24 protein-coding genes are annotated in these 23,677 nt (G+C 66.6%); 7 read left to right on the forward strand and 17 right to left on the reverse strand.

Going from position 1 to position 23,677, the window contains the following annotated elements; translation table 11 throughout:
* Positions 1-33: 33 nt before the first annotated feature.
* A complete protein-coding gene (paaA, locus tag KB874_RS18430; protein ID WP_212538034.1) occupies positions 34-1,017 on the reverse strand; it encodes a 1,2-phenylacetyl-CoA epoxidase subunit PaaA in 984 nt (327 codons plus the stop codon).
* A gap of 102 nt (positions 1,018-1,119) precedes the next feature.
* On the opposite strand from paaA, the gene KB874_RS18435 reads away from it, so the two are divergent.
* Entirely contained in the window at positions 1,120-1,977 is an 858-nt protein-coding gene (locus KB874_RS18435; protein ID WP_212538035.1) for an SDR family oxidoreductase, read from the forward strand.
* Between the two features lie 4 nt (positions 1,978-1,981).
* Positions 1,982-2,578, forward strand: a complete 597-nt coding sequence (locus KB874_RS18440) for an exopolysaccharide biosynthesis protein (protein WP_212538036.1) — start codon at positions 1,982-1,984, stop codon at positions 2,576-2,578.
* Positions 2,579-2,585: 7 nt separating this feature from the next.
* Here KB874_RS18440 and dxs read toward each other — a convergent pair whose 3' ends face one another.
* Genes dxs through KB874_RS18470 form a run of 6 tightly spaced genes read right to left on the reverse strand, consistent with a single transcriptional unit; the run spans position 2,586 to position 7,793 of the window.
* The gene (dxs, locus tag KB874_RS18445) at positions 2,586-4,517 is read right to left on the reverse strand and encodes a 1-deoxy-D-xylulose-5-phosphate synthase (RefSeq protein ID WP_212538037.1); all 1,932 of its coding nucleotides are present in this window, start codon (positions 4,515-4,517) and stop codon (positions 2,586-2,588) included.
* Between the two features lie 15 nt (positions 4,518-4,532).
* Positions 4,533-5,399: a polyprenyl synthetase family protein gene (locus tag KB874_RS18450; RefSeq protein ID WP_212538038.1), complete on the reverse strand. Its 867-nt coding sequence runs from the start codon at positions 5,397-5,399 to the stop codon at positions 4,533-4,535.
* On the reverse strand, positions 5,389-5,634 hold the full coding sequence (locus KB874_RS18455; protein ID WP_212538039.1) for an exodeoxyribonuclease VII small subunit: 246 nt from the start codon (positions 5,632-5,634) through the stop codon (positions 5,389-5,391). Before KB874_RS18455 ends, KB874_RS18450 begins: the two co-directional genes overlap by 11 nt.
* On the reverse strand, positions 5,631-6,554 hold the full coding sequence (locus KB874_RS18460) for a histone deacetylase family protein (RefSeq protein WP_212538040.1): 924 nt from the start codon (positions 6,552-6,554) through the stop codon (positions 5,631-5,633). The genes KB874_RS18455 and KB874_RS18460 overlap by 4 nt, the downstream gene beginning before the upstream one ends.
* A 37-nt stretch (positions 6,555-6,591) precedes the next feature.
* Entirely contained in the window at positions 6,592-7,293 is a 702-nt protein-coding gene (locus KB874_RS18465) for a response regulator (RefSeq protein ID WP_212538041.1), read from the reverse strand.
* The gene (locus KB874_RS18470) at positions 7,290-7,793 is read right to left on the reverse strand and encodes a MarR family winged helix-turn-helix transcriptional regulator (RefSeq protein WP_212538042.1); all 504 of its coding nucleotides are present in this window, start codon (positions 7,791-7,793) and stop codon (positions 7,290-7,292) included. Before KB874_RS18470 ends, KB874_RS18465 begins: the two co-directional genes overlap by 4 nt.
* Positions 7,794-7,946: 153 nt before the next feature.
* Here KB874_RS18470 and KB874_RS18475 point away from each other — a divergent pair, with 153 nt between their 5' ends.
* Complete coding sequence (locus KB874_RS18475) at positions 7,947-8,819, forward strand: branched-chain amino acid aminotransferase (RefSeq protein ID WP_212538043.1); 873 nt, start codon at positions 7,947-7,949, stop codon at positions 8,817-8,819.
* A gap of 63 nt (positions 8,820-8,882) precedes the next feature.
* Here KB874_RS18475 and KB874_RS18480 read toward each other — a convergent pair whose 3' ends face one another.
* The 6 genes from KB874_RS18480 to KB874_RS18505 all read right to left on the reverse strand — a co-directional run bounded on the left by KB874_RS18480 (position 8,883) and on the right by KB874_RS18505 (position 15,932).
* A complete protein-coding gene (locus KB874_RS18480) occupies positions 8,883-10,139 on the reverse strand; it encodes a PAS domain-containing protein (protein ID WP_212538044.1) in 1,257 nt (418 codons plus the stop codon).
* Positions 10,140-10,257: 118 nt separating this feature from the next.
* The gene (locus KB874_RS18485; RefSeq protein WP_212538045.1) at positions 10,258-11,442 is read right to left on the reverse strand and encodes an ABC transporter permease; all 1,185 of its coding nucleotides are present in this window, start codon (positions 11,440-11,442) and stop codon (positions 10,258-10,260) included.
* Between the two features lie 3 nt (positions 11,443-11,445).
* Positions 11,446-13,188 carry an ABC transporter permease gene (locus tag KB874_RS18490; RefSeq protein ID WP_212538046.1) on the reverse strand — a complete coding sequence of 581 codons (1,743 nt, stop codon included), beginning with the start codon at positions 13,186-13,188 and terminating at the stop codon, positions 11,446-11,448.
* The gene (locus tag KB874_RS18495; RefSeq protein ID WP_212538047.1) at positions 13,185-13,475 is read right to left on the reverse strand and encodes a DUF1330 domain-containing protein; all 291 of its coding nucleotides are present in this window, start codon (positions 13,473-13,475) and stop codon (positions 13,185-13,187) included. Before KB874_RS18495 ends, KB874_RS18490 begins: the two co-directional genes overlap by 4 nt.
* A 118-nt stretch (positions 13,476-13,593) precedes the next feature.
* The gene (locus KB874_RS18500) at positions 13,594-14,709 is read right to left on the reverse strand and encodes an extracellular solute-binding protein (protein WP_212538048.1); all 1,116 of its coding nucleotides are present in this window, start codon (positions 14,707-14,709) and stop codon (positions 13,594-13,596) included.
* Positions 14,710-14,828: 119 nt separating this feature from the next.
* On the reverse strand, positions 14,829-15,932 hold the full coding sequence (locus tag KB874_RS18505) for an ABC transporter ATP-binding protein (protein ID WP_212538049.1): 1,104 nt from the start codon (positions 15,930-15,932) through the stop codon (positions 14,829-14,831).
* Between the two features lie 447 nt (positions 15,933-16,379).
* On the opposite strand from KB874_RS18505, the gene KB874_RS18510 reads away from it, so the two are divergent.
* The 3 genes from KB874_RS18510 (at position 16,380) to KB874_RS18520 (ending at position 19,513) form a co-directional block, all read left to right on the forward strand.
* Complete coding sequence (locus KB874_RS18510) at positions 16,380-17,588, forward strand: M24 family metallopeptidase (protein ID WP_212538050.1); 1,209 nt, start codon at positions 16,380-16,382, stop codon at positions 17,586-17,588.
* Between the two features lie 123 nt (positions 17,589-17,711).
* The gene (gene argE, locus KB874_RS18515; RefSeq protein ID WP_212538051.1) at positions 17,712-18,872 is read left to right on the forward strand and encodes an acetylornithine deacetylase; all 1,161 of its coding nucleotides are present in this window, start codon (positions 17,712-17,714) and stop codon (positions 18,870-18,872) included.
* On the forward strand, positions 18,869-19,513 hold the full coding sequence (locus tag KB874_RS18520) for a GntR family transcriptional regulator (RefSeq protein ID WP_212538052.1): 645 nt from the start codon (positions 18,869-18,871) through the stop codon (positions 19,511-19,513). Before argE ends, KB874_RS18520 begins: the two co-directional genes overlap by 4 nt.
* 70 nt (positions 19,514-19,583) lie before the next feature.
* On the opposite strand, the gene KB874_RS18525 is transcribed toward KB874_RS18520, so the two are convergent.
* From KB874_RS18525 to ribA, 4 genes are all read right to left on the reverse strand, one after another.
* Positions 19,584-20,096 carry a L,D-transpeptidase family protein gene (locus tag KB874_RS18525; RefSeq protein ID WP_212538053.1) on the reverse strand — a complete coding sequence of 171 codons (513 nt, stop codon included), beginning with the start codon at positions 20,094-20,096 and terminating at the stop codon, positions 19,584-19,586.
* On the reverse strand, positions 20,093-20,548 hold the full coding sequence (locus tag KB874_RS18530; RefSeq protein WP_212538054.1) for a DUF2267 domain-containing protein: 456 nt from the start codon (positions 20,546-20,548) through the stop codon (positions 20,093-20,095). The genes KB874_RS18525 and KB874_RS18530 overlap by 4 nt, the downstream gene beginning before the upstream one ends.
* Positions 20,548-21,549: an LLM class flavin-dependent oxidoreductase gene (locus KB874_RS18535; RefSeq protein WP_212538055.1), complete on the reverse strand. Its 1,002-nt coding sequence runs from the start codon at positions 21,547-21,549 to the stop codon at positions 20,548-20,550. Before KB874_RS18535 ends, KB874_RS18530 begins: the two co-directional genes overlap by 1 nt.
* A 105-nt stretch (positions 21,550-21,654) precedes the next feature.
* Entirely contained in the window at positions 21,655-22,674 is a 1,020-nt protein-coding gene (gene ribA / locus KB874_RS18540; RefSeq protein WP_212538228.1) for a GTP cyclohydrolase II, read from the reverse strand.
* A 218-nt stretch (positions 22,675-22,892) separates the two neighbouring features.
* On the opposite strand from ribA, the gene KB874_RS18545 reads away from it, so the two are divergent.
* Positions 22,893-23,579, forward strand: coding sequence for a response regulator transcription factor (locus KB874_RS18545; RefSeq protein ID WP_212538056.1), 687 nt, complete (start codon positions 22,893-22,895; stop codon positions 23,577-23,579).
* Positions 23,580-23,677 lie beyond the last annotated feature (98 nt).

Here is a 23,677-nt window from a genome sequence, read left to right on the forward strand (position 1 = left end):
ATTCCGGCGCAGCCGGAACAGCGCCGAACGCCGTCACTCGGCAGCCATCTTCCGGGCCCGTCGCTTCTCGGCATGGGCCAGCGCCGCCTCGCGCACCCAGGCGCCCTCGTCCCAGGCGCGTCGACGCGCTTCGATCCGGTCGCGGTTCATGCGCCCGCCACCCTTGACCACGCGCCAGAACTCGTCCCAGTCGATCGGGCCATGATCGTAGCCGCCCTTCTCCTCGTTCCACCTCAGGTCCGGGTCCGGCAGCGTGAGCCCGAGATATTCCGCCTGCGGCACGGTCGCGTCGATGAACTTCTGGCGCAACGCATCGTTGGAAAACCGCTTGATCTTCCACTTCATGTTCTGGTCGGAATGCTGGCTGTCGGCGTCATGCGGCCCGAACATCATCAGGCAGGGCCACCACCAGCGGTTCAGCGCATCCTGCACCATCTGGCGCTGCTCGGGCGTCCCGCGCGCGAGCGTCATCACCAGCTCATAACCTTGCCGCTGGTGAAAGCTCTCTTCCTTGCAGACCCGGATCATCGCCCGTGCATACGGCCCATAGGAACAGCGGCACAGCGGGATCTGGTTCATGATCGCCGCACCATCGACCAGCCAGCCGATGATGCCGATATCGGCCCAGGACAGCGTCGGGTAGTTGAAGATCGAGGAATACTTGGCCTTGCCCGAGAGCAGCTCCTCGGTCATCTCCTCGCGGCTCACGCCCAGCGTCTCGGCAGCGGCATACAGATACAGACCATGCCCGCCCTCGTCCTGCACCTTGGCAAGCAGCGCCGCCTTGCGCCGCAGGCTGGGCGCGCGGGAGATCCAGTTGCCCTCGGGCAGCATGCCGACGATCTCGGAATGCGCGTGCTGGCCGATCTGGCGGATCAGCGTCCGGCGATAGCCCTCGGGCATCGCGTCATTCGGCTCGATCTTTTCCTCGGCGTCGATGCGCTTCTGGAAGGCGTCGAGAAACGCCTGCGTCTCTTCCGTGCGCGCGTCGGCGCCGATGAGTCCCTGGGAATACATGCGCGGTTCCTCCTCGCCGCCAAGAATACATTACGAAACATGTTCAGAAAAGAGATTTTTGTAACACTTGCATTCCACCGCAGCCAAGCGCACCTAAAACCCATGTCCGGAACGCTTCTTTCCCTCGGCCACGGCTATTCGGCCCGCGCCCTTGCCCGTCGCCTTCACCCGAGGGGCTGGCGAATCCTTGGCACGACGCGCAGCGCCGACACCGCCCGCGCCATCGCCGCCGAGGGCGCCGAGCCCGTCGCCTGGGAGCGCGACGCGATCGTCGCCGCTTTGGAGCAGGCAACGCACCTCCTGACCTCTGTCGCACCGGATGCCGAAGGCGACCCGGCGCTGCGCCTCGTGGGTGACGCCATCGCCGCACGCGCGCCGGACCTGCACTGGGCCGGGTATCTCTCGACCACCGCCGTCTATGGCGACCATGACGGCGGCTGGGTGGGTGAGGCAACGCCGCTCGACCCGTCCACGCGGCGCGGCAAGGCCCGCGTCGCGGCCGAGGCCGCCTGGGGCGCGATCCCCGGCCTGCCGCTGCATGTCTTTCGCCTGGCCGGCATCTACGGCCCCGGACGCGGCCCGTTCGAGAAGGTCCGCAGCGGCACCGCCCAGCGGATCATCAAGCAAGGCCAGGTGTTTTCCCGCATCCATGTCGACGATATCGCCCAGGTGATCGAGGCCTCGATCCACCGTCCCAATCCCGGCGCGGTCTACAATGTCTGCGACGACGATCCGGCGCCGCCGCAGGACGTGATCGGGCATGCGGCCGAGTTGCTGGGCCTGCCGCTGCCGCCCGCCATTCCCTTCGAGGAGGCCGAGATGTCGCCCATGGCGCGCAGCTTCTACGCCGAGTCGAAACGGGTCGCAAACGACCGGATCAAGGACGAGTTGGGCGTATCCCTGATCTTCCCGGACTACCGCGCGGGATTGCAGGCATTGCTGGCAGCAGAGCAGGGCTGACAAGATGGACGCCGGGGGCGAGCCGCGGAAACTGGGTGCACTGCTGGAAGGCCTGCGCCCGAAACCCGGCGAAGACTGGCTGAGTGTGGGCGACATGCTGGACCGGGTCGGCAGGCGGTCCTTCATGGCGGCGGTGCTGGTGCCTGCGCTGATCCTCGTCTCGCCGCTGTCGGCCATTCCGGGTTCTCCGACCGTCGGCATGCTGCTGATCGTGGCCGTCACGGTGCAGGCAGTGCTGGGGCGCCGGCAGCTCTGGCTGCCGGGTTTCGTGACGCGCCGCCGGGTTCGGGCGTCGCGTCTGGACAAGGCGCTGGACTGGCTGGCGGGGCCCGTGGCCTGGGTCGACCGCCACACACGCAACCGACTGCGCCTGCTGACCCAGCCGCCGCTGGACCGGATCCCGCTGCTGCTGATCCTGTGCCTCGCCCTGCCCTGGCCGGTGCTGGAGCCGCTGCCGATGGTGACATCGATCGGCGCCTTTGCCGTGTCGTTGCTGGCGGTCGGCCTGATGCTGAAGGACGGGCTGTTCGTCGTGTTGGGTTACGCGTTCACCGGTCTTCTGGCGCTGGGCCTGCTGGCGTTGTGGCACGAACTGGTCTGAGCGGGCCTCACGCCCGCTTGCCCAAGCTCTCCACCCCAAGCACCGACAAAACCTTGGCCTCGATATGCTCGGCGTTCATCGCCGCCACGGCATACATCGCCGTCGGGCTGGCCTGATCGATGAAGGTGTCGGGCAGGACCATCGAACGGTATTTCAGCCCCCGGTCGAACACGCCCTCCTCGGCCAGCAACTGCGCCACGTGAGAACCGAAGCCGCCGATGGCCCCCTCCTCGATGGTGATTAGCGCCTCATGCCCGCGGGCCAGCCGCAGGATCAGGTCGCGGTCGAGCGGCTTTGCAAATCGCGCATCGGCGACGGTCGGGCTGATGCCGCGCGCCTCGAGCGCCTCGCAGGCCTTGAGCACCTCGGACAGGCGCGTTCCAAAGGACAGGATCGCCACGCGCCCGCCCTCGCGGATCATGCGGCCTTTGCCGATCTCCAGCGGGATGCCCTTTTCCGGCATGTCCACGCCCACACCCTCGCCGCGCGGATAGCGAAAGGCGATGGGCCCCTCGTCATGCGCGGCGGCGGTGGCAACCATGTGCACCAGTTCCGCCTCGTCTGCCGCCGCCATCACGACGAAGCCCGGCAGGTTGGCAAGATAGGCCACGTCGAACGATCCGGCATGGGTCGCACCGTCGGCACCCACCAGCCCCGCGCGGTCGATGGCAAAGCGCACCGGCAGGCGCTGGATCGCCACGTCATGCACGACCTGGTCGTAGCCGCGTTGCAGGAAGGTGGAATACATCGCGCAGAACGGGCGCATCCCACCAGCCGCCAGACCGGCACAGAAGGTCACGCCGTGCTGTTCCGCGATTCCCACATCAAAGCAACGGCTGGGATAGCGTTCCGCGAACAGGTCAAGCCCCGTGCCGTCCGGCATCGCCGCCGTCACCGCCACGATACGCGGATCGTCCGCCGCCTGCGCGATCAGCGCATTGGCAAAGACCTTGGTATAGGAAGGCGCGTTGGACGGCGCCTTGTGCTGCTCGCCCGTCACCACGTCGAACCGCGCCCGCGCATGGCCACGGTCGGGGGACTGTTCGGCCGGGGCATAGCCCTTGCCCTTCTTGGTCAGGACGTGGATCAGGATCGGCCCGGTTGCGCGCGCCTTGACCGTGCGCAACACCGGCAGAAGCTGGCCCAGGTCATGCCCGTCGATCGGTCCGAGATAGGAAAAGCCCAGTTCCTCGAACAGGGTGCCACCCACCGCCATGCCCTTGAGCATCTCCTTGGCGCGCTTGGCGCCCTCTCGGAAGGGCTCGGGCAGCATGCTGATCGCGCCCTTGGCAGCAGCCTTGAAATCCTGGAACGGCGCCTCGGCGTAAAGGCGCGTGAGATAGGCCGACATCGCGCCTGTGGGCGGCGCGATGGACATCTCGTTGTCGTTCAGGATGACGATCAGGCGCTTTTTCAGGTGGCCCGCGTTGTTCATCGCCTCATAGGCCATGCCCGCGCTGATGCTGCCGTCACCGATCACGGCGATGGCGTCACCATGCCCGGTGTCGCAGGGTCCGCCCAGGTCGCGCGCCACGGCAAAGCCCAACGCCGCGCTGATCGAGGTGCTGGAATGGGCCGCGCCAAACGGATCATAGGGCGACTCGGACCGCTTCGTGAACCCCGACAGCCCGCCCTCTTGCCGCAGGGTGCGGATGCGGTCGCGGCGCCCGGTCAGGATCTTGTGCGGATAGCTCTGGTGGCTGACATCCCAGATGATCTTGTCCTTCGGCGCGTCGAAAACCGAATGCAGCGCCACGGTCAGTTCCACCACGCCCAGCCCCGCGCCGAGGTGTCCTCCGGTCTGGCTGACGGCCGCGATCGTCTCGGCCCGCAATTCGTGGGCCAACCGGTGCAGTTCGGAATCCGACAGACCCTTCAGGTCGGAGGGAATTCGCACGCGATCCAGCAGCGGCGTCTCGGGCTTGGGCGGTTGGGGCATGACATGCGCCTTTTCCTAGTTCCGGCGCGAGATAACGAAGCGGGCGGCATCCCGCAAGCACTCGGCGCTGTCACCGTAAACAGATAGGCTGTCGCAAGCCTCGGTCACGAGGTCGCGGGCGCGTCCTTTCGCCCCGTCGAGGCCCAGCAGGCTGACGAAGGTCGCCTTGCCCCGCCCGGCATCCTTGTGCACGGCCTTGCCCATCTGCGCCGCGTCGCCCTCGACATCGAGAATGTCATCGGCGATCTGGAACGCCAGGCCCAGGCATTCGCCGTAACGCCGCAGCGGCGCGGGGTCGGCCCCGGCCATCACCGCCCCCGCCTGTGCCGACCATTCGATCAGCGCGCCGGTCTTGCCCTTCTGCAGCGCGATGATCTGGTCCAGCGTCAGCGGCGCCGCGGCGCTTTCGGCTGCGATGTCGGCGGCCTGACCGCCGACCATCCCGGCAATCCCCGCCGCCCGCGCCAGCGACACCGACAGCGCCAGACGCCTGTCCGCGGGCAGGTCGCCCTGCCCCACGAGGCCGAAGGCCAGCGCCTGCAACGCATCGCCTACCAGCAACGCGGTGCCCTCGTCCCATGCCTTGTGCACCGTGGGGCGCCCCCGGCGCAGGTCGTCGTCGTCCATGCACGGCATGTCGTCATGCACGAGGCTATAGGCATGGACGCATTCCACCGCCGCCGCCGCCGGATCCGCGTCGTCGGATGCGCCATGCAGCCGCGCGCCCTCCAGCACGAGGAAGCCGCGCAACGTCTTGCCCCCCGTGACGGCATAGAGCATCGCCTCGGCCACCGGGCCGGCCTGGTCCGTCAAAGCGGCGCGGATGGTGGCCTCTGCCCGCGCTGCGGCCTCGGCCAGCGCGGATTTCAGGTCAGCCGGCATCGAGCGGCGCCGTCCCCGTGGGGTTGCCGTCGGCATCGAGGGTGATCTTGGCGACCTTCTCCTCGGCTTCGTTCAGCTTCTGCTCGCAGCGCGCCTTGAGTTTCGCCCCGCGTTCATAAAGCGCGATCGACTCGTCCAGCGCCACGTCGCCGCGCTCCAGCCGTGCCACGACCTGTTCCAACTCGGCCATCGCCTGCTCAAAGCTCATGTCCTTGACGGGTGTCTCGTCGCTCATGCCCCTGCCTCCATCAACATCTCGACATGCGCCCGGGCGGACGCCGCCAGGGCCTGCAAATCATAGCCGCCTTCAAGAGTCGAGACGACCGGCGCGCCGCTTTCCGCCGCGATGGCGCAGAGTTCGCGGGTGAGCCAGCGGAAATCGCCCTCGGTCCAGCGCAGCTGTGCCAGCGGGTCGTCCTGGTGCGCGTCGAAGCCGGCGGAGATCACCAGCAACTCGGGTTTGAACGCGCGCAAGCGGGGAAAGACCCTGGCCATGTAGAGGCTGCGCATTTCCGGCCCCGCGCTGCCCGGCGGCAGGGCCAGGTTCATCACGTTGTCATGCGCACCACGTTCGGACGGATCGCCCGTCCCCGGCCAAAGCGGCATCTGCTGGCTGGTGACGAAGAGCGTGCGTGGCTCGTCCCAGAGCAGGTCCTGCGTGCCGTTGCCGTGATGCACGTCGAAATCGACGACCGCGACGCGGGAAAGGCCATGACGGTCCAGCGCGTGTTTCGCCGCCAGCGCGGCACTGCCGAACAAGCAGAAGCCCATCGGCGTCTCGCGTTCGGCATGATGCCCCGGCGGACGCGTCGCGCAGAAGGCGTTGGCGACCTCGTCCGACAGCACCATGTCCACAGCGCGCACCGCCGCGCCCGCCGCCAGCAACGCGGCCCGAACAGAGCCCGGCGACATCCAGGTGTCGGCATCCAGCTGGTGCTGTCCTTCGGACGGTTCAGCGGCGCGAATGCGATCGATGTAGCGCTGCGGGTGAACCAGCCGCAGGTCATCGTCGCTGGCCTCGGGCGCGGTCACGCGGACCAGGTCAAGCGGCGCCAGCGCATGCAGGACATGCTCCAGCCGCGCCACGCGTTCGGGATGCCCCTCGGGCGTGACATGGTCGAGGCAATCCGCATGGGTGATGAGGGCCGTGGCCATCGCGTCCTCCGCTGTCTGATGTCGGGATCGGGCCGGATCAGTCCGGCGCCAGCATGTAACCCGCGCCGCGCACGGTCTGCAAATAACGCGGGCTCTTGGGGTCGCTTTCCAGCTTGCGGCGCAAGCGGGTGATCTGCACGTCGACCGCGCGTTCCTGCGCCTGGCCCTTGTCGCGTCCCAGTTCCTCGACCAGCTCGGCCCGGCTGAGCGGCTCTCCGGCTCGGGCGGCGAAGATGCGCATCAGCTGGTTTTCCGTTGCGGTCAGGCGCACCGGCGCCTCGCCCTGCCACAACTCGCCGCGTTCGATGTCATAGCGGAAGCCGCCCAGCGTCAGCAGCTTGGGCGCGACCTCTTGCGGCGAGGGATCGGGCATGCGGCGCAGGATGGCGTTGATGCGCAGCAGCAGTTCCTTGGGTTCGAAGGGCTTGGCCAGGTAGTCGTCCGCCCCGGCCTCGAGCCCCTTGATGCGATCCTCGGTCTCGGCCCGCGCGGTAAGCAGCAGGATGGGCGTGCCGCGGGTCTCGCGGATGCCACGGGTCAGGCTGACGCCATCCTCTCCCGGCATCATCACGTCCAGCACGATCAGGTCGAAATCGAGCCCCGCCAGCAGGCGGCGGGCATGCGCGGCATCGCGCGCGGCGCTGACCAGAAAGCCATGCCGGATCAGGAACTTCTGCAACAGAGTCCTGATGCGTTCGTCATCGTCGACGATCAGCAAATGGGCGTCCGGATCGCTCAACCGCGGCCCTCCTTGAGCTTTTGATACTGCCTGCGCAGGTCCGGGTCCATCATGGATTCCAGTACCTTGCGGAAGCCCGCCACGGCCTCGGGCCCGGCCTGCCGGAAAGCGGCGCGCAAGCGGGCGTGCTGGGCTGCGGTCAGCTCGCGCTCCAGCGCCTCGCCAGCCTCGGTCAGGAAAAGGTGGCGTTCGCGCTTGTCGATCCGGCCGACCCGCGACTCGACCAGCCCATCCTCGACCAGGCTGCGCAGGACACGGTTCAGCGACTGCTTGGTGACGCCGAGGATCGAGAGCAGGTTGTTGACCGTGGTGCCCGGCGCGCCGTGGATGAAATGCAGCGCACGGTGATGCGCCCGCCCATAGCCCTGCCCGCCCAGGATGCGGTCGGGATCGGCGGTAAAGGCCCGGTAGGCAAAGAACATCGCCTCGGCCCCCTGCCGAAGCTGTTCATCGGTGAGATAAAGCAGGGTTTCGCCCTGTGTGCCTTGCCTGTCGGACATGCGGCCTCCGGTGCTGTCTGGCGGCGATTTTATGTCAGCCTTGTTGACATTCCAAGATGCAACTGCTAGCGAATGTCAGTTTTGGCGCAAGATTATGTCCGATGCGGACGCATCCTGCGCAATATTCGGAAACGGCTGACGCAGGAGAGAGAGATGGCCGAGGGTGGATACGACGACCGCGACGGAAAGATCTGGCTGGACGGACAGCTGGTGGACTGGCGGACGGCGAATGTGCACGTGCTGAGCCACGCGCTGCATTATGCCAGCTCTGTCTTCGAGGGCGAGCGCGCCTATAACGGCAAGATCTTCCTGTCGCGCAAGCATTCCGAACGGCTGCATTTCTCGGCCGGCGAACTGGATTTCCAGATTCCCTACACGGTCGACGAGATCGAGACCGCCAAGCAGGCTGTGCTCGAGGCCAACGGGCTGAGCGACGCCTACGTGCGCGCCGTCGCCTGGCGCGGTGCGGGCCCCGACATGGGCGTCGCCTCACGCCGCAACCCGGTGCGGGTGGCCATCGCCGCCTGGTCCTGGGGCAACTACTATGGTGATGCCAAGTTCAAGGGCGCCAAGCTGGACATCTCCAAGTGGAAGCGCCCCTCGCCCGAGACGATCCCGGTGCATGCCAAGGCCGCAGGCCTTTACATGATCTGCACCACGTCCAAGCACGCGGCCGAGGCCAAGGGCTGTTCGGACGCGCTGTTCATGGATTACCGTGGCTACGTGGCCGAAGCGACCGGCGCCAACATCTTCTTCGTGAAGGATGGCGAGGTGCACACGCCCAAGCCCGACTGCTTCCTGAACGGCCTGACCCGCCAGACGGTGATCGGCATGCTCACGGACAAGCAGATCAAGGTCCACGAACGGCACATCATGCCAGAAGAACTGGAAGGCTTCGAACAGTGCTGGCTGACCGGCACCGCAGCCGAAGTGACCCCGGTGGGCCAGATCGGCGACTGGAGCTTCGACGTCGGCGCACTGACCCGCGACGTGGCCGAAAGCTACGAGAAGCTGGTCCGCAGCTGATCTTGGCCAGGGCGGGACAGGATCCCGCCCTGCGCGCCGCTTAATCCGGGCGGCGGCAGGGGATCACGCCATGGTGCGGATCATGCCCGTATGGCCCTGGATGACTGAATTCAGCTGGACGATCCGCGCCAACCTTTCCTCGATCTCGTTCTGACCTGCGTCAAGCTGGTCGACGATGCCTGAAAGCGAGGTATCGCCCGACCCGTAGAGCGCCGCGCTTTCGATCTTGCACATCATCCGGGTCGAGCTGAGCCCGGTGACATACCGTTTCATGTCCAGCACGCTGCGGCTGAGGCGGTTGACCTCCGTCTCGACGGTCTTGAGGGCCGCCCGCATGTCGGTCTCGAACTTCTGAGCCTCGGAGCGCAACATGCGGCGATCGCTTTCGAGCTGTTCGGTGTCGGCGGCGCCGGCCAGGTCCTCTTCGAACCGGTCGGACATCTCGCGCTGGATTGCCGCGGCGCAGACCAGGAACTGGCCATGCTGGATCGCGTCGTGGATCCGCGCATAGGTGCTGTCCTCGCCCTCGACGAATTCGCGCACCCAGGTCGCCATCTCGTCCAGCATCGAGCCGTAATTCACCGAGATCGCGCTGATCGGACCGCCGGCATTCTCCAGCCGCGAGGCGAGGATTCGCATGTTCATCGGCACGGTGCGGATGGCGTGGATGATCTCGGTCATCTGGTCGGTTTCCTCGCCAAGCCGACAGACGGTCTCGAACATCTCGGAAAAGCGACGCTGCACCTGGTGCACCGGCAGTCCGCGTTGCTCCGTCCGGGCAGCCGACTCGCGCGACAGGGCCTCGGTCATGAAGCTGTCATAGCTGCGGAACCCGGCCTGCTTCAGCATCGCCTTCAGCCGCTCGGCGCTTTGCGCCGGGGTCAGGCCCTGCTTTTCGTCGGCCAGCAACGCGGCATAGATGCCCTGCACCTTGCGGAACAGGTCGGTCGTGGGCTTGATCCGCACCGACATGAAGCCGTCCGCCATCGGCCAGGTCAGCGCCAGAACCCAGTAATAGCGCCCCTCCTTTGTCCGGTTCTTGACGTAGGCGACCACCGGCTTGTCGGCCTTCAGCCGGTCCCAGTACAGCTGGAACACGCCCTTGGGCATGTCGGGGTGGCGGATGATCTTGTGCGGGGCGCCCTTGATCTCTTCCCAGAGGAAGCCCGAGACGCGGCGGAAGACGCTGTTCGCCTCGATGATCACGCCACGCTTGTCGGTGCGGGAATAGAACATCTCTGAGGGCTGGAACGCCGCCTCGCCCGAGCTGATCGTCGAATGGCTGGCCTCTTTCGCGAAATGCGGGTTGAGTTCGGACATGACACTTCCCTGGTGCAGAATGGCGCTGGGACAGACATGCCATCGAACCCCTTATCAAAGCATGAAGGCCGCCGCGATTTTCACGCGGCGGCCCCCGAAAGCGGATCGGCATGGCGTGTCAGCCGGGCGACATGCCCCGCAGCCTCTCGGACCGGCGGCGCAGCATCTCGACCACGGTCAGCAGGCAGATCGAGATGCCGACCAGGATCGTCGCCACCGCCAGGATGGTCGGGCTGATCTGTTCGCGCAGGCCGGTGAACATCTGCCAAGGCAGCGTCTGCTGGTTGGCCGAGCCCACGAAGATCACCACCACCACCTCGTCGAAGGACGTGATGAAAGCGAACAGCCCGCCCGAGATCACGCCCGGCAGGATCAGCGGCATCTGCACCCGGAAGAAGGTGGTGACCGGATCGGCGCCCATGTTCGCCGCCGCCCGCGTCAGCGAGCGGTCGAAGCCCACGAGCGTCGCCGTCACCGTGATGATGACAAAGGGAATGCCCAGCGCCGCATGGGCCAGCACGACGCCCAGCAGCGTGCCTTGCAGCCCGATGCGCGAGTAAAAGAAATACATCCCCGCCGCCGAGATGATCAGCGGCACGATCATCGGAGAGATCAGGATCGCCATGATCGCCCGGCGAAAGGGCACGTGCTCCGACGACAGGCCGATCGCCGCCAATGTGCCGAAGCTGACCGACAGGATGGTCGCCAGCGGCGCGATGATCAGCGAGTTGCGCAGCGCCCCCTGCCATTCGGTGGAGGTGAAGAAATCCTTGTAGTGCTTGAGGCTGTAGCCGGCCGGGTCAAAGGCCAGCATCTCGGGCGTGAAGGTGAAGAAGTCCTGCGCGTTGAAGGACAGCGGCATCACCACCAGGATCGGCGTGATGAGAAAGACGAAGATCACCCCGCAGAGCATGCGGAAACTGTAATGCCACAGCACCTGCCCGGCGGTCAGATAGGGCGGCAGCGGCACGCGGTAACGGCCCATGCCGACCCAGTAGATGAACCAGCCGAAAAGCCAGCCGAAGATCGCGCCCAGGATCAGCCCGGGCAAGCCACCCAACAGGACTCCCCCGACGGTGATCAGGCCGAGCAGGCCCCATTTGAACGGGCGCTCCATCCCTTCGTCCAGCACCTGCATCGCCACGAAGGCGGCCGCAGCCGCGAGGACGAAACCGACGAGAATACCCAGCAGGACAGAGCCGTTCGAGGCGCCCACGAAAATCCCGAGAAACCCGCCCGCGGCGCCGACGACGCCGGCGGCAAAGGGCGCGGGCCGCTTGATGGCTTGCGATTCGATGGCCATGGCTCAGCCCCCCAGCTTGACGTTGTCGATGCCCACGATGCGGTCGTAGGCCCAGTAGAGGATCAGCACCGCCGCCAGCAGGATCGTGCCCAGCGCGGCCGCCAGCCCCCAGTTCAGCGAGGACGAGATGTGATAGGCGATCCGGTTCGAGATGAACGTGCCGGTGGTGCCGCCGACGATGGCGGGCGTGATGTAATAGCCGATCGCCAGGATGAACACGAGGATCGACCCGGCGCCGATCCCCGGCACCGATTGCGGGAAATAGACCCGCCAGAAGGTCGTCCAGTTGGTCGCGCCCAGGCTCTTCGCCGCCCGCACGTAGTAGGGCGGGATCGTCGACATCACCGAATACATCGGCAGGATCATGAAGGGCAGCAGGATGTGCGTCATGGCGATGATCGTGCCCAGCTGGTTGTTGATCATCACCAGCCGCGCGTCATCGGCCACCAGCCCAAGCCAGACCAGCGTGTCGTTGATGACCCCCTGTTGCTGGAGCATGATCTTCCACGCACTGGTGCGCACCAGAAGCGAAGTCCAGAAGGGCAGCAACACCAGGATCATCAGCAGGTTCGCGGTGCGCACCGGCAGGTTCGACAGCAGGTAGGCGATCGGATAGCCCAGCAGGATGCAACTGCCCGTGATGACCAGCGACATGAACATGGTCCGCTTGAACAGCAGGCCATAAATGCGCTCGTTCTCGTCGCGCATGCCGATCCCGTCGACGGTCTTTTCCATGTCGACGGCGTTCAGGAAATAGCCGCTGGTATACTTGGGCGAATAGAGCCGAATGGTCTGCCAGATCGCCGGTTCGGTCCAGCCCCTGTCGATCTCGGCAAAGGCCTCCTTGAAGTTCACGGTCTTGAAACCCGGGCTGGCGACCAGCGCGTCGGCGGCCTTCAGCCGCTCGGCGCCCGGCCCGGTGTAGGAAGACACGTCAACCTCTGCCAGGTCCTGGTAGAGCGCGGTGTGCACGGCGGTCCAGGGCTCTTCCTTGAGCGGGCTGTCGCCCTCTTCGACCTGCGCGAAGCGGGCGAAGATGCGGTAATGTTCGGCGGTGCGCGGCAACAGGTCCGAGATGCCCTCGGCCAGCCTGAAGCGCGGCATCGAGCCGTCCTTGTCCTTGTCCCAGGCCTCCTGGTCGGCGATCCATTCAGGGTCGCCCATCAGCTCGGCCCAGGGGCGCGCCTTGTCCCAGTCGCCGTCGAGATCCTTGAACTGGTCCTGGTAGACCTCGCCGATGTCGTCCAGCCCGCGGCCCGACTTGCGGAACAGCGACGAGACGCCGGTCTGCTCGTAGTTCAGGCGGGTGCCGAGACGGGTGTGCAGCTTTCGCTCCGCGGCGATGAAAACGTCGTAATAGGCGGCCTCGAACACCGCGTCGCCGGGAACCTCGCCCGAGTCGGCGTCGTAATCGCGCAGGGCGACGACGGTGCGCGGCATGGTATCAGCGACGATCTCGTTTTCGACAGAGCGGAACAGCATGTCGACGATCGGCGCGATGAAGGCGACGAGGATGAAGATCAGCAGCGGCGCGATCAGCAGCAGCGCGCGCATCTTCTGTGCCCGCAGCGCCCGTCGCAGCGATTTCTTGAGCGGTGTTCCGTCGGCGGCCAGCATCGGCGCGGCCTTGCCCTTTCCGTGGCGCGGCTCGGTATCCCGCCCCTGCAGCGCCGCGGCTTCGTGAAGCGCATCGTCCGGCGTCGGCCCATCGAATGTCTGCGGCCCGGAACCCTTCAGCGTGCTCATTCTACGCCCTCCACAAGTATGATGGTTGAGGTGGCGGTGCGCCGCCGGATTTCTGCGACCTCCTGGTATTCGGGGTCGTGATAGGCCCGCTTGGCAGACTCGAAATCGGGGAACTCGATCACCACGTGCCTGCTCTCGGCCTGGCCTTCGACGATCTCCGAGGTGCCACCGCGGACGACGAACCGTCCGCCCAGCGCTTTCAGGATCGGCGTGTCGCGTTCGATGTATTCCCGGTAGGCCTCGGGGTCGTTCACGGTGATGTGGCCGATGATGTAGCCCTTGGGCATGGCGCTGAGTCTCCTGTCCCGGTGCGGGGTCCGGCCCCGCGCCGGCGCGCCCGTGGGCGCGCCGGTTCTGGTTGGCGGCTCCGGGTCAGGCCCGGGGCGCGCGTCCTTAAGATGGCGATTACTGCGCCAACCAGGACTGGAACTTCGCGTCGAGGTCGTCGCGATAGTCGGCCCAGAAGTCATATTGGGTCACGAAGACGTTCTGCGAGTTGGCCGGGTCGGTCGGCATGTGCGGCGCCATCTCGATCCCCAGCTCGGCATGCGTGCCGACCAGCGGTGCCGAAGAGGCACGGGCCGGACCGTAGGAGATGTAGGCGGCCTGGTCTGCCAGGCGCTGGGTGTCGGTCGCGAACTTCAGGAAGTCCATGACACGGGCGAGGCGATCCTCGGGCAGGCCCTCGGGAATGATCCAGCCGTCATAGTCCAGCATCTGCGCATCCCAGAGCATGCCGATCGGCTGGTTCTGCTCGGCGATCGCCGAGAACAGGCGGCCGTTGTAGGTCGAACCCATCACGACTTCGCCATCAGCCAGCAGCTGCGGGGTTTCGGCGCCGGCCGACCACCACACCACCTGGTCCTTGATCGTGCCCAGCTTGGCCAGGGCGCGGTCCTGACCCTCGGGGGTCGCCAGCACTTCGTAGATCTCGTCCTTCGGCACACCGTCGCAGAGCAGGGCCCATTCGACGTTGGCGATCGGACGCTTGTTCAGCGAACGCTTGCCCGGATAGGTTTCCAGGTCGAACAGCGCGCAGATGTCGGTCGGCGGGGTGGCACCAACCAGGTCGGTGCGGTAGCCCACGGTGGTCGAGAACACGATCTGCGGGATGAAGCAGTCGGAAATGATCGAGTCGCCGAAATCGTCGCTGGCCGAGGAACCGTCCGGCGCTGCCGCCAGAACCTCGTCATGGTCGATTTCCATCGCCAGGCCTTCGTCGCACAGGCGGATGGCGTCGGCGGCCTCCACGTCGACCAGGTCCCAGGTGATGTTGCCGGCTTCGTTCATGGCGCGCAGCTTGGCCACCGCTTCGGCCGAGCTTTCGTCCCAGGTCATCGAGACGCCGGGATTGTTGGCCATGTAGGGCTCTGCATAGGCCTTGGTCTGCGAGTTCTGGTAGGCACCGCCCCAGCTGACCAGGGTCATGCTGCCTGCCATATTGCCGTGGCTCGCTGCAAAAGCTGCGGCGGCGGCGACGGTCAGTGCCGACGTGGTCATGAGGGTCTTGGTAAGTTTCATATCTTGCTCCCTTGAGAACACCCGTTTTCGGATCGGGGCCGGGCTACGGGTTCGAACCGCTGGCCCCTCGACTTGGCCGTGGGTCGCGCCCTGCGCGACCCACGGCAAATTGACAGGCCCTAGTCCGCGTCCAGCGCGCGGCAGTCGCGCGGATGCCAGCCGATCTCGATCTGGCTGCCCGGCTCCAGCCGCACCTGATCCGGCGCGTTGCGGGTCTTGATGACGAAACTGTCGTTTCCGGCGACGCGCAGCCGTGTGCGGAAGATGTCGCCCATGTAGATGAACTCCAGCACCTCCGCCTTGATGGTGTGCGCGCCTTCCGTCAGCCGTTCCTTGTTGAACTCGACCCGCTCGGGCCGGATCGACACGCGCGTCCTCTCGCCAACCTTGTGCACGTTGATCGGCACCGCGTCGATTTCCTGGCCGTCGTCCAGGCGCACCACGCAGGCGTCGTCGCGGATCTCGGTGATGACACCTTCGAGCGTGTTGTTCTCGCCGATGAACTGCGCGACAAAGCTGTTCTTGGGCTGCTCATACAGCACGTCCGGCGGGTCGAGCTGCTGGATGCGACCGTCGTTGAATACGGCGACGCGATCCGACATGGTCAGCGCCTCGGTCTGGTCGTGGGTCACGTAGACCACGGTGATGCCCAGGCTGTGTGCCAGGTTGGTGATCTCGAACTGCATGTGCTCGCGGAGCTGCTTGTCCAGCGCGCCAAGCGGCTCGTCCATCAGGACCAGCTCGGGCTCGAAGACAAGCGCACGGGCCAGGGCGATCCGCTGCTGCTGACCGCCCGACAGCTGTGAAGGCCGGCGGCCGCCAAAGGCGCCCATCTGCACCATGTCCAGCGCGCGCTTGACCTTCACCTCGCGGTCGGACTTGCCCATCTTGCGCACTTCCAGCGGAAAGGACAGGTTCTCGGCCACCGTCATGTGCGGGAACAGGGCGTAGTTCTGGAACACCATCCCGATGCCGCGCTTGTGTGGTGGAATGTTGTTGATGCTGACGCCATCCAGCTTGATCTCGCCATAGGTCGCGGTCTCGAAACCGGCCAGCATCATCAGGCATGTGGTCTTGCCCGAACCCGAGGGCCCGAGCATCGTCAGAAACTCGCCTTTCGGCATTGACAGGTTCAGATCCTTCACGACGAGGGTCTCGCCATCGTAGGATTTCTGAACACGCTCGAAGGCGACGAAGGCGTCGCTGGTCGCTTGTCCGTCCAAAATCGGCTCCCTGATCTTGCACACGGGTTGATCCCGCTTGTGTCGTCATTAACTAAAGCGGTTTGAGCCTTGGGATTCAATCCCCTCAAGCCGCCGCGCCACCCAAGCGCAGGATTCCGGGAAATCTATGCATCAAAACGACGCTCTTGCAGTCGAATCCGCCTTCGGAACGACCGCAGGCAGGCGAATCTCCTACCGCGCGCGCCCCGGTCATGGGCCTGGCGGCCGGTTGACCGGCGATTCCGCACCGCCCTGCCCCGATCCGGGCCCCACGCTTGGTCCGCCCACGAGCACGAACACGGCACCGAGCGGGCATCTGGCTAACATGTGCACAACAGCCCCTGCAACCCTCGAAAAAATGCCGCCGATGTCAGTTTGCGTTGGATCGCGTCGTTTTCGGATGATCTCGTTGTGCACAAATCTGCCACGCATCATCCATCTGATCCCATGGAGCCGCCCGTGACCGACCACCGCTTCGCCAAGGACCTGCCCTTTACCGCAGCCGAATACGAACGCCGCCTTGCGCTGACCCGCGCCACCATGGACCGCGCCGGCATCGAGGTCCTGCTGGTCACCGACCCGTCGAACATGGCCTGGCTCACCGGTTATGACGGCTGGTCCTTCTACGTCCACCAGGGCGTGCTGGTCTTCCACGACCGCGACCCGGCGTGGTGGGGCCGCAACCAGGACACCAACGGCGCGGTGCGCACCGTCTGGATGGGCGACGACCGGGTGATCGGCTATGCCGACAACTACGTGCAATCGACCGAACGTCACCCGATGCAAGATCTCGCCCTGCGCCTCGTCGGCATGGGATTCGAGGCACCGCGACTCGGTGTCGAGATGGACAATTACTATTTCTCCGCCAAGGCGTTCATGACCCTGCAGGAATCGCTGCCGCAGGCCAGGATGATCGACGCGACCGCGCTGGTGAACTGGCAGCGCGGCATCAAGTCGGCCGAGGAAATCACCTTCATGCGCCGCGCGGCGAAGATCTCGGAAAAGATCGTCGACATGCTGGCGGAGCGGGTCGAACCCGGCGTGCCGAAGAACGAGATCGTGGCGCAGATTCAACATGACGCGATCATCGGCGCCGATGGGCATTGGGGCGACTACGCCGCCATCGTGCCGCTGCTGCCCTCGGGCTCCGACGCCGCCGCGCCGCACCTGACCTGGGACGGCCGCCCGTTCCGCAAGGGCGATGCGACATTCTTCGAGATCGCCGGGTGCTACCGCCGTTACCACATCCCCTTCTGCCGCACGATCTTCCTGGGTGAGCCACCCGAGATCTTCCGCGCCGCCGAGGCCGCGCTGGTCGAGGGGCTCGAGGCCGGGCTCGAGGCCGCCCGCGCCGGCAACCGCGCCTGCGACATCGCCAACGCGCTCGCCGCCCCGCTGGAGCGTGCCGGGATCGAACGCGGCGCGCGCTGCGGCTACCCGATCGGGCTCAGCTATCCGCCCGACTGGGGCGAGCGCACCATCAGCCTGCGCGCCGAGGACGAGACCGTGCTGCAACCGGGCATGACCTTCCACTTCATGCCGGGGCTATGGATGTCCGACTGGGGGCTGGAAATCACGGAATCGATCCTCATCACCGAGGATGGCGCGGCAGAATGCTTCTGCAATCGGCCCCGCGCCATGATCGTGAAACCCTGACCTGCGCCGCGGGCGCCGCACCTTGCGAGGATGCGCGCGCCCGCTGCTTCATCTTGCCAGGAAAACTCCCGCCGGAGGCTCCCACATCCGCCACCGGCGCCCCGACCGAACAGAAGGCCCGCCATGACCCCCCTCGCCCGCACCGAGGCGATCCTGTCCGACCTGATCGCCTATCCCACCGTTTCTGCCGACCCGAACCTCGCCATGATCGAGCACATGGCCGGCCTTCTCGAGGATCAGGGCGCCCGGGTCGAGGTTTTTCGCGCAGACTGCGGCACCAAGGCCAATCTCTGGGCCACGCTCGGCCCCGAGAGCGATGGCGGCCTCGTGCTCTCGGGCCATTCCGACGTCGTGCCGGTCACTGACCAGGCCTGGTCCACCGACCCCTTCCGGCTGGCCGCACAGGGCGACCTGCTATACGGCCGCGGCACCTGCGACATGAAGGGCTTCATCGCCGCGACACTCGCCATGGCCGAAGGCTGGGCCACGACGCCGCTGCGCCGCCCGCTGCATTTCTGCTTCACCCATGACGAAGAGGTTGGCTGCCTCGGCGCGCGCCAACTGGTGCCGCAGCTCCAGTCCCGCGGCATCCGACCCGCGATGGCACTGGTGGGGGAACCGACGATGATGCGCATCGTCGAAGGCCACAAGGGTTGCTGCGAATACACCACCCGCTTCACCGGGCTCGAGGGGCACGGCTCGGCCCCCGACCGGGGCGTGAACGCCGTGCAATACGCCGTGCAATACGTCGCGCGCCTGATGGCCCTGGCCGAGGCGCTGAAAACCCGTGCGCCGCTGGGCGGCTGCTTCGATCCGCCCTGGACCACGGTGAATGTCGGCCGCCTGTCAGGCGGGGTTGCCCATAATGTCATTCCCGGCCGCGCCGAGGTCGACTGGGAAATACGTCCGGTGCAGGACGGCGACGCGAATTTCGTGAAAGAGGCACTGCGCCGCCTTGTCGAAGACGAACTTCTGCCCGCGATGCGCGCCGTCTCGCCCCAGGCGAGTATCGAGACCGACGTGATCGGCGAGGTCGCAGGGCTTGAGCCCCTGCCCGAGAACGCCGCCCGCGACCTCGTCAAAGCGCTGACCGGCCAGAACGCCTGCGAGCTTGTCCCCTTCGGCACCGAGGCGGGACTGTTCCAGCAGATGGGAATGAGCGTCGTGGTCTGCGGCCCAGGCTCCATCGCGCAGGCGCACAAGCCTGATGAATACATCGCCCGCGATCAGCTCTCCGCCTGCCTCGACATGCTGGCGGGCCTTGGCCGGAGCCTCGCGGCATGAGCATCGCCGCCGACCGTTTCCACCGGCTCTACACCGCGCTGCGCGAACGCATCTGCCTGCTGGACTACCCGCCCGGTCACCGCCTCTCCGAAGAGGCGCTGGCCTCCGAATTCGGCACTTCGCGCACGCCGCTGCGTCGCGTCCTCGCCCGACTCGAGGACGAAGGCCTGGTCGAAAGCCGCCACGGCGTCGGCACGCTGGTCACCGATGTCGGCATGGCCGAACTCACTGACACCTACGCGCTGCGCCTGGAACTGACGCAGCTTCTAGGCACACTCTCGCCATTGCCGGTCACGCAGGCGCATCTCGACCGGCTCGACCGCTTCCTCGTCGACGCCGACGCGCTGACCCAAGACCCCTGCCCCCGCGCCTTCGCCCGGCTCAACATGGAGTATCACGCCTTCGGCCTCTCGCTCTGCGGCAACGCCGCGCTCACGGACACCGCCGAACGGCTCTACTACAGCACCGCGCGCATCTGGCTGAAATCGATCCCCCGGATGGATCTTGCCGCCGAATGCACCGCCTTTCGCGACGAGATCGCCCAGGCGGGCGATGCGCTGCGCGCGGGTGACACCCAGGCCGCCGCCCTGATCCGCCGCGCCCATATCTCGATGAGCTTCGCGCGCTTGCAACGGGCCTGAGGCTTCTTCTTGTCCCAAATACTCCGCAGGAGCCCCGGACCTGCTCCGGGGCGGGGCAAAGCCCCCGGTCCTACCTCCCCACAAGCCCCTCCGGCACGATCAGTCGAGTCTCATAGCGGATCAGCGCGGCGATCCGCGATAAATGGTCCGGTCGGAACGCCACGCAGCCCTCCGTCGCATATCCCGGCCGCCGCCAGCGATGCAGGAAAATCGCCGATCCCCGCCCTCTCTCGGCAAACGGCCAGTTCCAGTCCGTCAGGATCACGATGTCATACAGGCGATCCCCGCGCCGCAGCCGCTCGTGACTGCCGGTATAGGGCGCCCGAACCATCAGGTTGTAGTCCTCGCAGCCCGGATCATCCGACCACAGGTCGCCTGGCCGGATCGGCAGGGCCCAGTCGGCGGGGCGCGCTATTCGGTCGGGGCGATAGAGCATGCCGACGATCCGGTGTTCGCCCGCCGGCGTCGCGCCATCGCCCTCACGCTTGTCGATCCGCACACTGCCCCGCCCGATCGTGCAGGGCCAGATCCGCCCGGCAAAGCGCAGCCCCATCGGCGTCAACACCATGTCCCAGCACGTCATCGAATCCCCGCCTCCCGTTCATCCGCCGTCATCTCCACCGTCCAGAAGGCCTGCGCCTCGGGCGGCAGCGCATGCAGCGCACGCGCCCAGTCGGGTGGCCGGATCGACCGGCGCAGCGCCCAGGCAACATCCTCGATGCAGGTGTCGGGCGTCAGGTTGTGATCGGGCCGCAACGCGCGCGCCTCGTCCACCAGTGCCGCGCGGTCGGCCCAGGGCTCCGGCGGCTCACCCGGCTGCCATCCGGCGACGAAGATCGCCCGGGGCACAGCCGGCAGTTCCGTGGCAAAGGCAAGCCCCTGAGCCGCCGTCACCCGGCGGCGAAAGACGCGAAAGACGCCGTCCAGCGCGGTATAGGCCATGTTGTCACTGTCCAGCCCTGTCCGCCCCTTGAGATCGTCCAGAAACGCGCGATACTCTCGGCTGGCATGGCGGTAGGTGAAGGGCTGCGGCATCAGGCTGCCTCGGCGCGACCGATCCGCCGCATCGCCTCCGCCGCGATCCTGAAACTCTCCAGCCGCGCCGCATGGTCGTGGATCTGCCCGGTCAGGATCACCTCGTCCGGCCGGTAACGCGCGATCAGGTCGCGCAGTTGTGCCTCGACCTGCGCCGCATCGCCCACCGCGCTCACGCGCATCGCGGCGTCCAACATCGGCATCGCCTCGGCGGGCACATGCGCGGCAAGATCGCCGACCGGCGCGGGCAGCTTGCCCGGGCACCCCGTGCGCAGCCGGTAGAAGCCCAGCTGGTGACTGGTGCGCAGCCGGCGTGCCTCGGCCTCGGTCGCGGCGGCACAGACATTGATGGCGATCATCGCGTGCGGCGCGGCCAGTGCCTCCGACGGGCGGAAATACCGCCGATAGACCTCCAGCGCCTGTTCCAGCGCGGCTGGCGCGAAATGCGAGGCAAAGGCGTAGGGCAGGCCCAGCATCGCCGCCACCTGCGCGCCGTGAAGCGACGAGCCGAGGATCCACAGCGGCACCGCCGTTCCCTCGCCCGGTAACGCTCGAACCGCCCGGCCCTCGTCAACGGGCCCCAACAAGTCGCGCAACTCGGCGACCTCTTCGTGGAACCGCTCGGCGCGGGCATGCTGCACGCCCAGCGCCTGCATCACCGCCGCATCGCCCCCCGGCGCCCGCCCCAGGCCCAGGTCGATCCGCCCGGGATAGAGCGTCGCCAGCGTGCCAAAGGCCTCGGCCACCGCCAGCGGCGCATGGTTGGGCAGCATGATCCCGCCCGACCCCACGCGGATCCGCTGTGTCAGCCCTGCCACATGCCCGACCAGAACCGCCGTCGCGGCAGAGGCGATGCCCGGCATGTTGTGGTGCTCGGCCAGCCAATAGCGGTGATAACCCCAGCCCTCGGCTTGGCGCGCCAGATCGCCCGTGTTGCGCAGCGCGTCCGCTGCCTCGAACCCCTCGGGCACCGGCGCCAGATCGAGAATGGAATACCGCATGCTGATCCTCCGTTTCGTCAAAGGCTACCGCAACCGCAGGGCGGCGCAAGCGGGTCGGCGGGCGGGCGCCTTTCCGCGGCACGCGGAAACAGGCCGCAAGCCGACCTACAGCAGGTGACCCGATTTCTCTGCCTTCACGGCAAGATAGCGCGCGTTCTGCGGCGTCTCGCCCACCTTCAGCGGCACCCGCTCGGTAACGATCACGCCACAACGCTCCATCATCGCGATCTTGGCCGGGTTGTTGGTCAGCAGCCGCACCGCGCCGAAACCCATCTCGCGCAGCATCGCCGCGCCCAGTCGAAAATCGCGCTCGTCATCTTCGAAGCCCAGCCGGTGGTTCGCCTCGACCGTGTCGAAACCCTGGTCCTGCAATGCATAGGCGCGCATCTTGTTGGCAAGGCCGATCCCCCGCCCCTCCTGATTGAGATACAGCAGCACGCCCGACCCTTCCTGCCCCATCTGCGCCAGCGCGGCGTTCAGCTGCGGGCCGCAATCGCATTTCAGGCTGCCCAGCAGGTCGCCGGTGAAACAGGCCGAATGCAGGCGACTGAGGACCGGCGCGGCGCGGTCGGGGCGGCCGATCTCGATGGCGTAATGCTCGTCCGAGCCGTCTTCGGGGCGAAAGACATGCAGCCGGGCATCGCGTGCAGCGCGCAGCGGAACCTTCGCCGACACGACCCGATGCAGGACAGGGGCAGCGGCCAGCAGCGGCGCGACGCCCTCGGCGGGCAGCACGGTCAGCCCCTCGGGCACAGGTCCGGACAGGGGCACCACCAACGCGGCCGGCAGCAGGCGCGCGGCCTTGCACAGGTCGACGGCCAGCCGGTGCAGCGCGGCGTCGCCCTCGCGCCGCGTCTTCAGCGGGCCCTTCATCGGATGCCCCAGATCATCCGCCGGATCGGCCAGCGCGCGGATCCAGTTGGCATCCGCATCGGATGGCAGGAGGACGCGCGCGATGTCGCCGTCATAGGCACGCGCCTTCAACGTCTCGGCCCGCCGTCCCGTCAGCGCCAGGTCCGCCGGGCCCAGCGCCCGCAGCGCCGCCAGCCGCGCGGCGTTCACGGTCTCGGCGGCGGCGCAGACCGCCGTGCCCTGCGCAGCGGTCAGCACCACGGGCACGCCCATGCGCAGGTCGCCGCGCGCGCGGGCGACCAACTCTGTCAGATCGGGGGCGATCGAGTCAGGCACCTTGGCTCCTAAAACCGGGTTGCGGGATAGTATCCTGTCAAAACCTGTAACAAAGCCGCCCTCGGGACACGAGCCCGTGAACGGAATGCCACAAAACTTGTCACGAATGCGACAGGACTCCATCTGCCCTGAAACGGCACGAAGGAGCAACGCCCATGGCGCAGCTGAAGAACATACTGCTGGTCGATGACGACGACGACCTGCGCGAGGCGCTGGCCGAACAGCTGATCATGACCGAGGATTTCGAGGTGTTCGAGGCCGAGAACGGAAGTGGCGCCATGGCCCGGGCCAAGGAACAGATCTACGACCTGATCATCCTTGACGTGGGCCTGCCCGACACCGACGGGCGAGAGCTGTGCAAGCTGATGCGCAAGCAGGGCGTCAAGTCACCGATCATCATGCTGACCGGGCACGATTCGGATGCCGACACGATCCTTGGTCTCGATGCGGGCGCGAACGACTACGTGACCAAGCCGTTCAAGTTCCCGGTCCTGCTGGCCCGGATCCGCGCCCAGCTGCGGCAGCATGAACAGTCCGAGGATGCGGTCTTTGCCGTCGGTCCCTACACGTTCCGGCCCGCGATGAAGATGCTGGTGACCGAGGACGACAAGAAGATCCGGCTGACCGAGAAGGAAACAAACATCCTCAAGTTCCTCTATCGGTCGCCCGAGGGCGTGGTGCCGCGCGACGTACTGCTGCACGAAGTCTGGGGCTACAATGCGGGCGTCACGACGCACACGCTGGAAACCCATATCTACCGTCTGCGCCAGAAGATCGAGCCCGATCCCTCGAACGCGCGGCTGCTGGTGACGGAATCCGGCGGTTACCGGCTGGTCTCGTGACCTCCGACCTTGGTCGCATCCGGGACTTGATGCAGATCAAAGTCGCATCGGCCTGACACCTTTAATCGTGAACCATTCCTTCCCGTCGCCTGTGCGGG

This window comes from Thetidibacter halocola, assembly GCF_018224955.1.
Lineage (GTDB): Bacteria > Pseudomonadota > Alphaproteobacteria > Rhodobacterales > Rhodobacteraceae > Thetidibacter > Thetidibacter halocola.

Excerpts from the sequence above, each read along its gene's own strand:
- KB874_RS18450 (WP_212538038.1), bottom strand. The coding sequence starts at position 5,399 with ATGCCGGCTGACCTGAAATCCGCGCTGGCCGAGGCCGCAGCGCGGGCA.
- KB874_RS18485 (WP_212538045.1), bottom strand. The coding sequence starts at position 11,442 with ATGGCCATCGAATCGCAAGCCATCAAGCGGCCCGCGCCCTTTGCCGCC.
- KB874_RS18510 (WP_212538050.1), top strand. The coding sequence starts at position 16,380 with ATGGAGCCGCCCGTGACCGACCACCGCTTCGCCAAGGACCTGCCCTTT.
- KB874_RS18545 (WP_212538056.1), top strand. The coding sequence starts at position 22,893 with ATGGCGCAGCTGAAGAACATACTGCTGGTCGATGACGACGACGACCTG.
- KB874_RS18525 (WP_212538053.1), bottom strand. The coding sequence starts at position 20,096 with ATGACGTGCTGGGACATGGTGTTGACGCCGATGGGGCTGCGCTTTGCC.
- KB874_RS18480 (WP_212538044.1), bottom strand. The coding sequence starts at position 10,139 with ATGTCCGAACTCAACCCGCATTTCGCGAAAGAGGCCAGCCATTCGACG.
- KB874_RS18495 (WP_212538047.1), bottom strand. The coding sequence starts at position 13,475 with ATGCCCAAGGGCTACATCATCGGCCACATCACCGTGAACGACCCCGAG.
- argE (WP_212538051.1), top strand. The coding sequence starts at position 17,712 with ATGACCCCCCTCGCCCGCACCGAGGCGATCCTGTCCGACCTGATCGCC.
- KB874_RS18535 (WP_212538055.1), bottom strand. The coding sequence starts at position 21,549 with ATGCGGTATTCCATTCTCGATCTGGCGCCGGTGCCCGAGGGGTTCGAG.
- KB874_RS18460 (WP_212538040.1), bottom strand. The coding sequence starts at position 6,554 with ATGGCCACGGCCCTCATCACCCATGCGGATTGCCTCGACCATGTCACG.
- KB874_RS18500 (WP_212538048.1), bottom strand. The coding sequence starts at position 14,709 with ATGAAACTTACCAAGACCCTCATGACCACGTCGGCACTGACCGTCGCC.
- KB874_RS18475 (WP_212538043.1), top strand. The coding sequence starts at position 7,947 with ATGGCCGAGGGTGGATACGACGACCGCGACGGAAAGATCTGGCTGGAC.
- KB874_RS18470 (WP_212538042.1), bottom strand. The coding sequence starts at position 7,793 with ATGTCCGACAGGCAAGGCACACAGGGCGAAACCCTGCTTTATCTCACC.
- KB874_RS18440 (WP_212538036.1), top strand. The coding sequence starts at position 1,982 with ATGGACGCCGGGGGCGAGCCGCGGAAACTGGGTGCACTGCTGGAAGGC.
- KB874_RS18490 (WP_212538046.1), bottom strand. The coding sequence starts at position 13,188 with ATGAGCACGCTGAAGGGTTCCGGGCCGCAGACATTCGATGGGCCGACG.
- KB874_RS18435 (WP_212538035.1), top strand. The coding sequence starts at position 1,120 with ATGTCCGGAACGCTTCTTTCCCTCGGCCACGGCTATTCGGCCCGCGCC.
- KB874_RS18455 (WP_212538039.1), bottom strand. The coding sequence starts at position 5,634 with ATGAGCGACGAGACACCCGTCAAGGACATGAGCTTTGAGCAGGCGATG.
- ribA (WP_212538228.1), bottom strand. The coding sequence starts at position 22,674 with ATGGGCGTGCCCGTGGTGCTGACCGCTGCGCAGGGCACGGCGGTCTGC.
- paaA (WP_212538034.1), bottom strand. The coding sequence starts at position 1,017 with ATGTATTCCCAGGGACTCATCGGCGCCGACGCGCGCACGGAAGAGACG.
- dxs (WP_212538037.1), bottom strand. The coding sequence starts at position 4,517 with ATGCCCCAACCGCCCAAGCCCGAGACGCCGCTGCTGGATCGCGTGCGA.
- KB874_RS18530 (WP_212538054.1), bottom strand. The coding sequence starts at position 20,548 with ATGCCGCAGCCCTTCACCTACCGCCATGCCAGCCGAGAGTATCGCGCG.
- KB874_RS18520 (WP_212538052.1), top strand. The coding sequence starts at position 18,869 with ATGAGCATCGCCGCCGACCGTTTCCACCGGCTCTACACCGCGCTGCGC.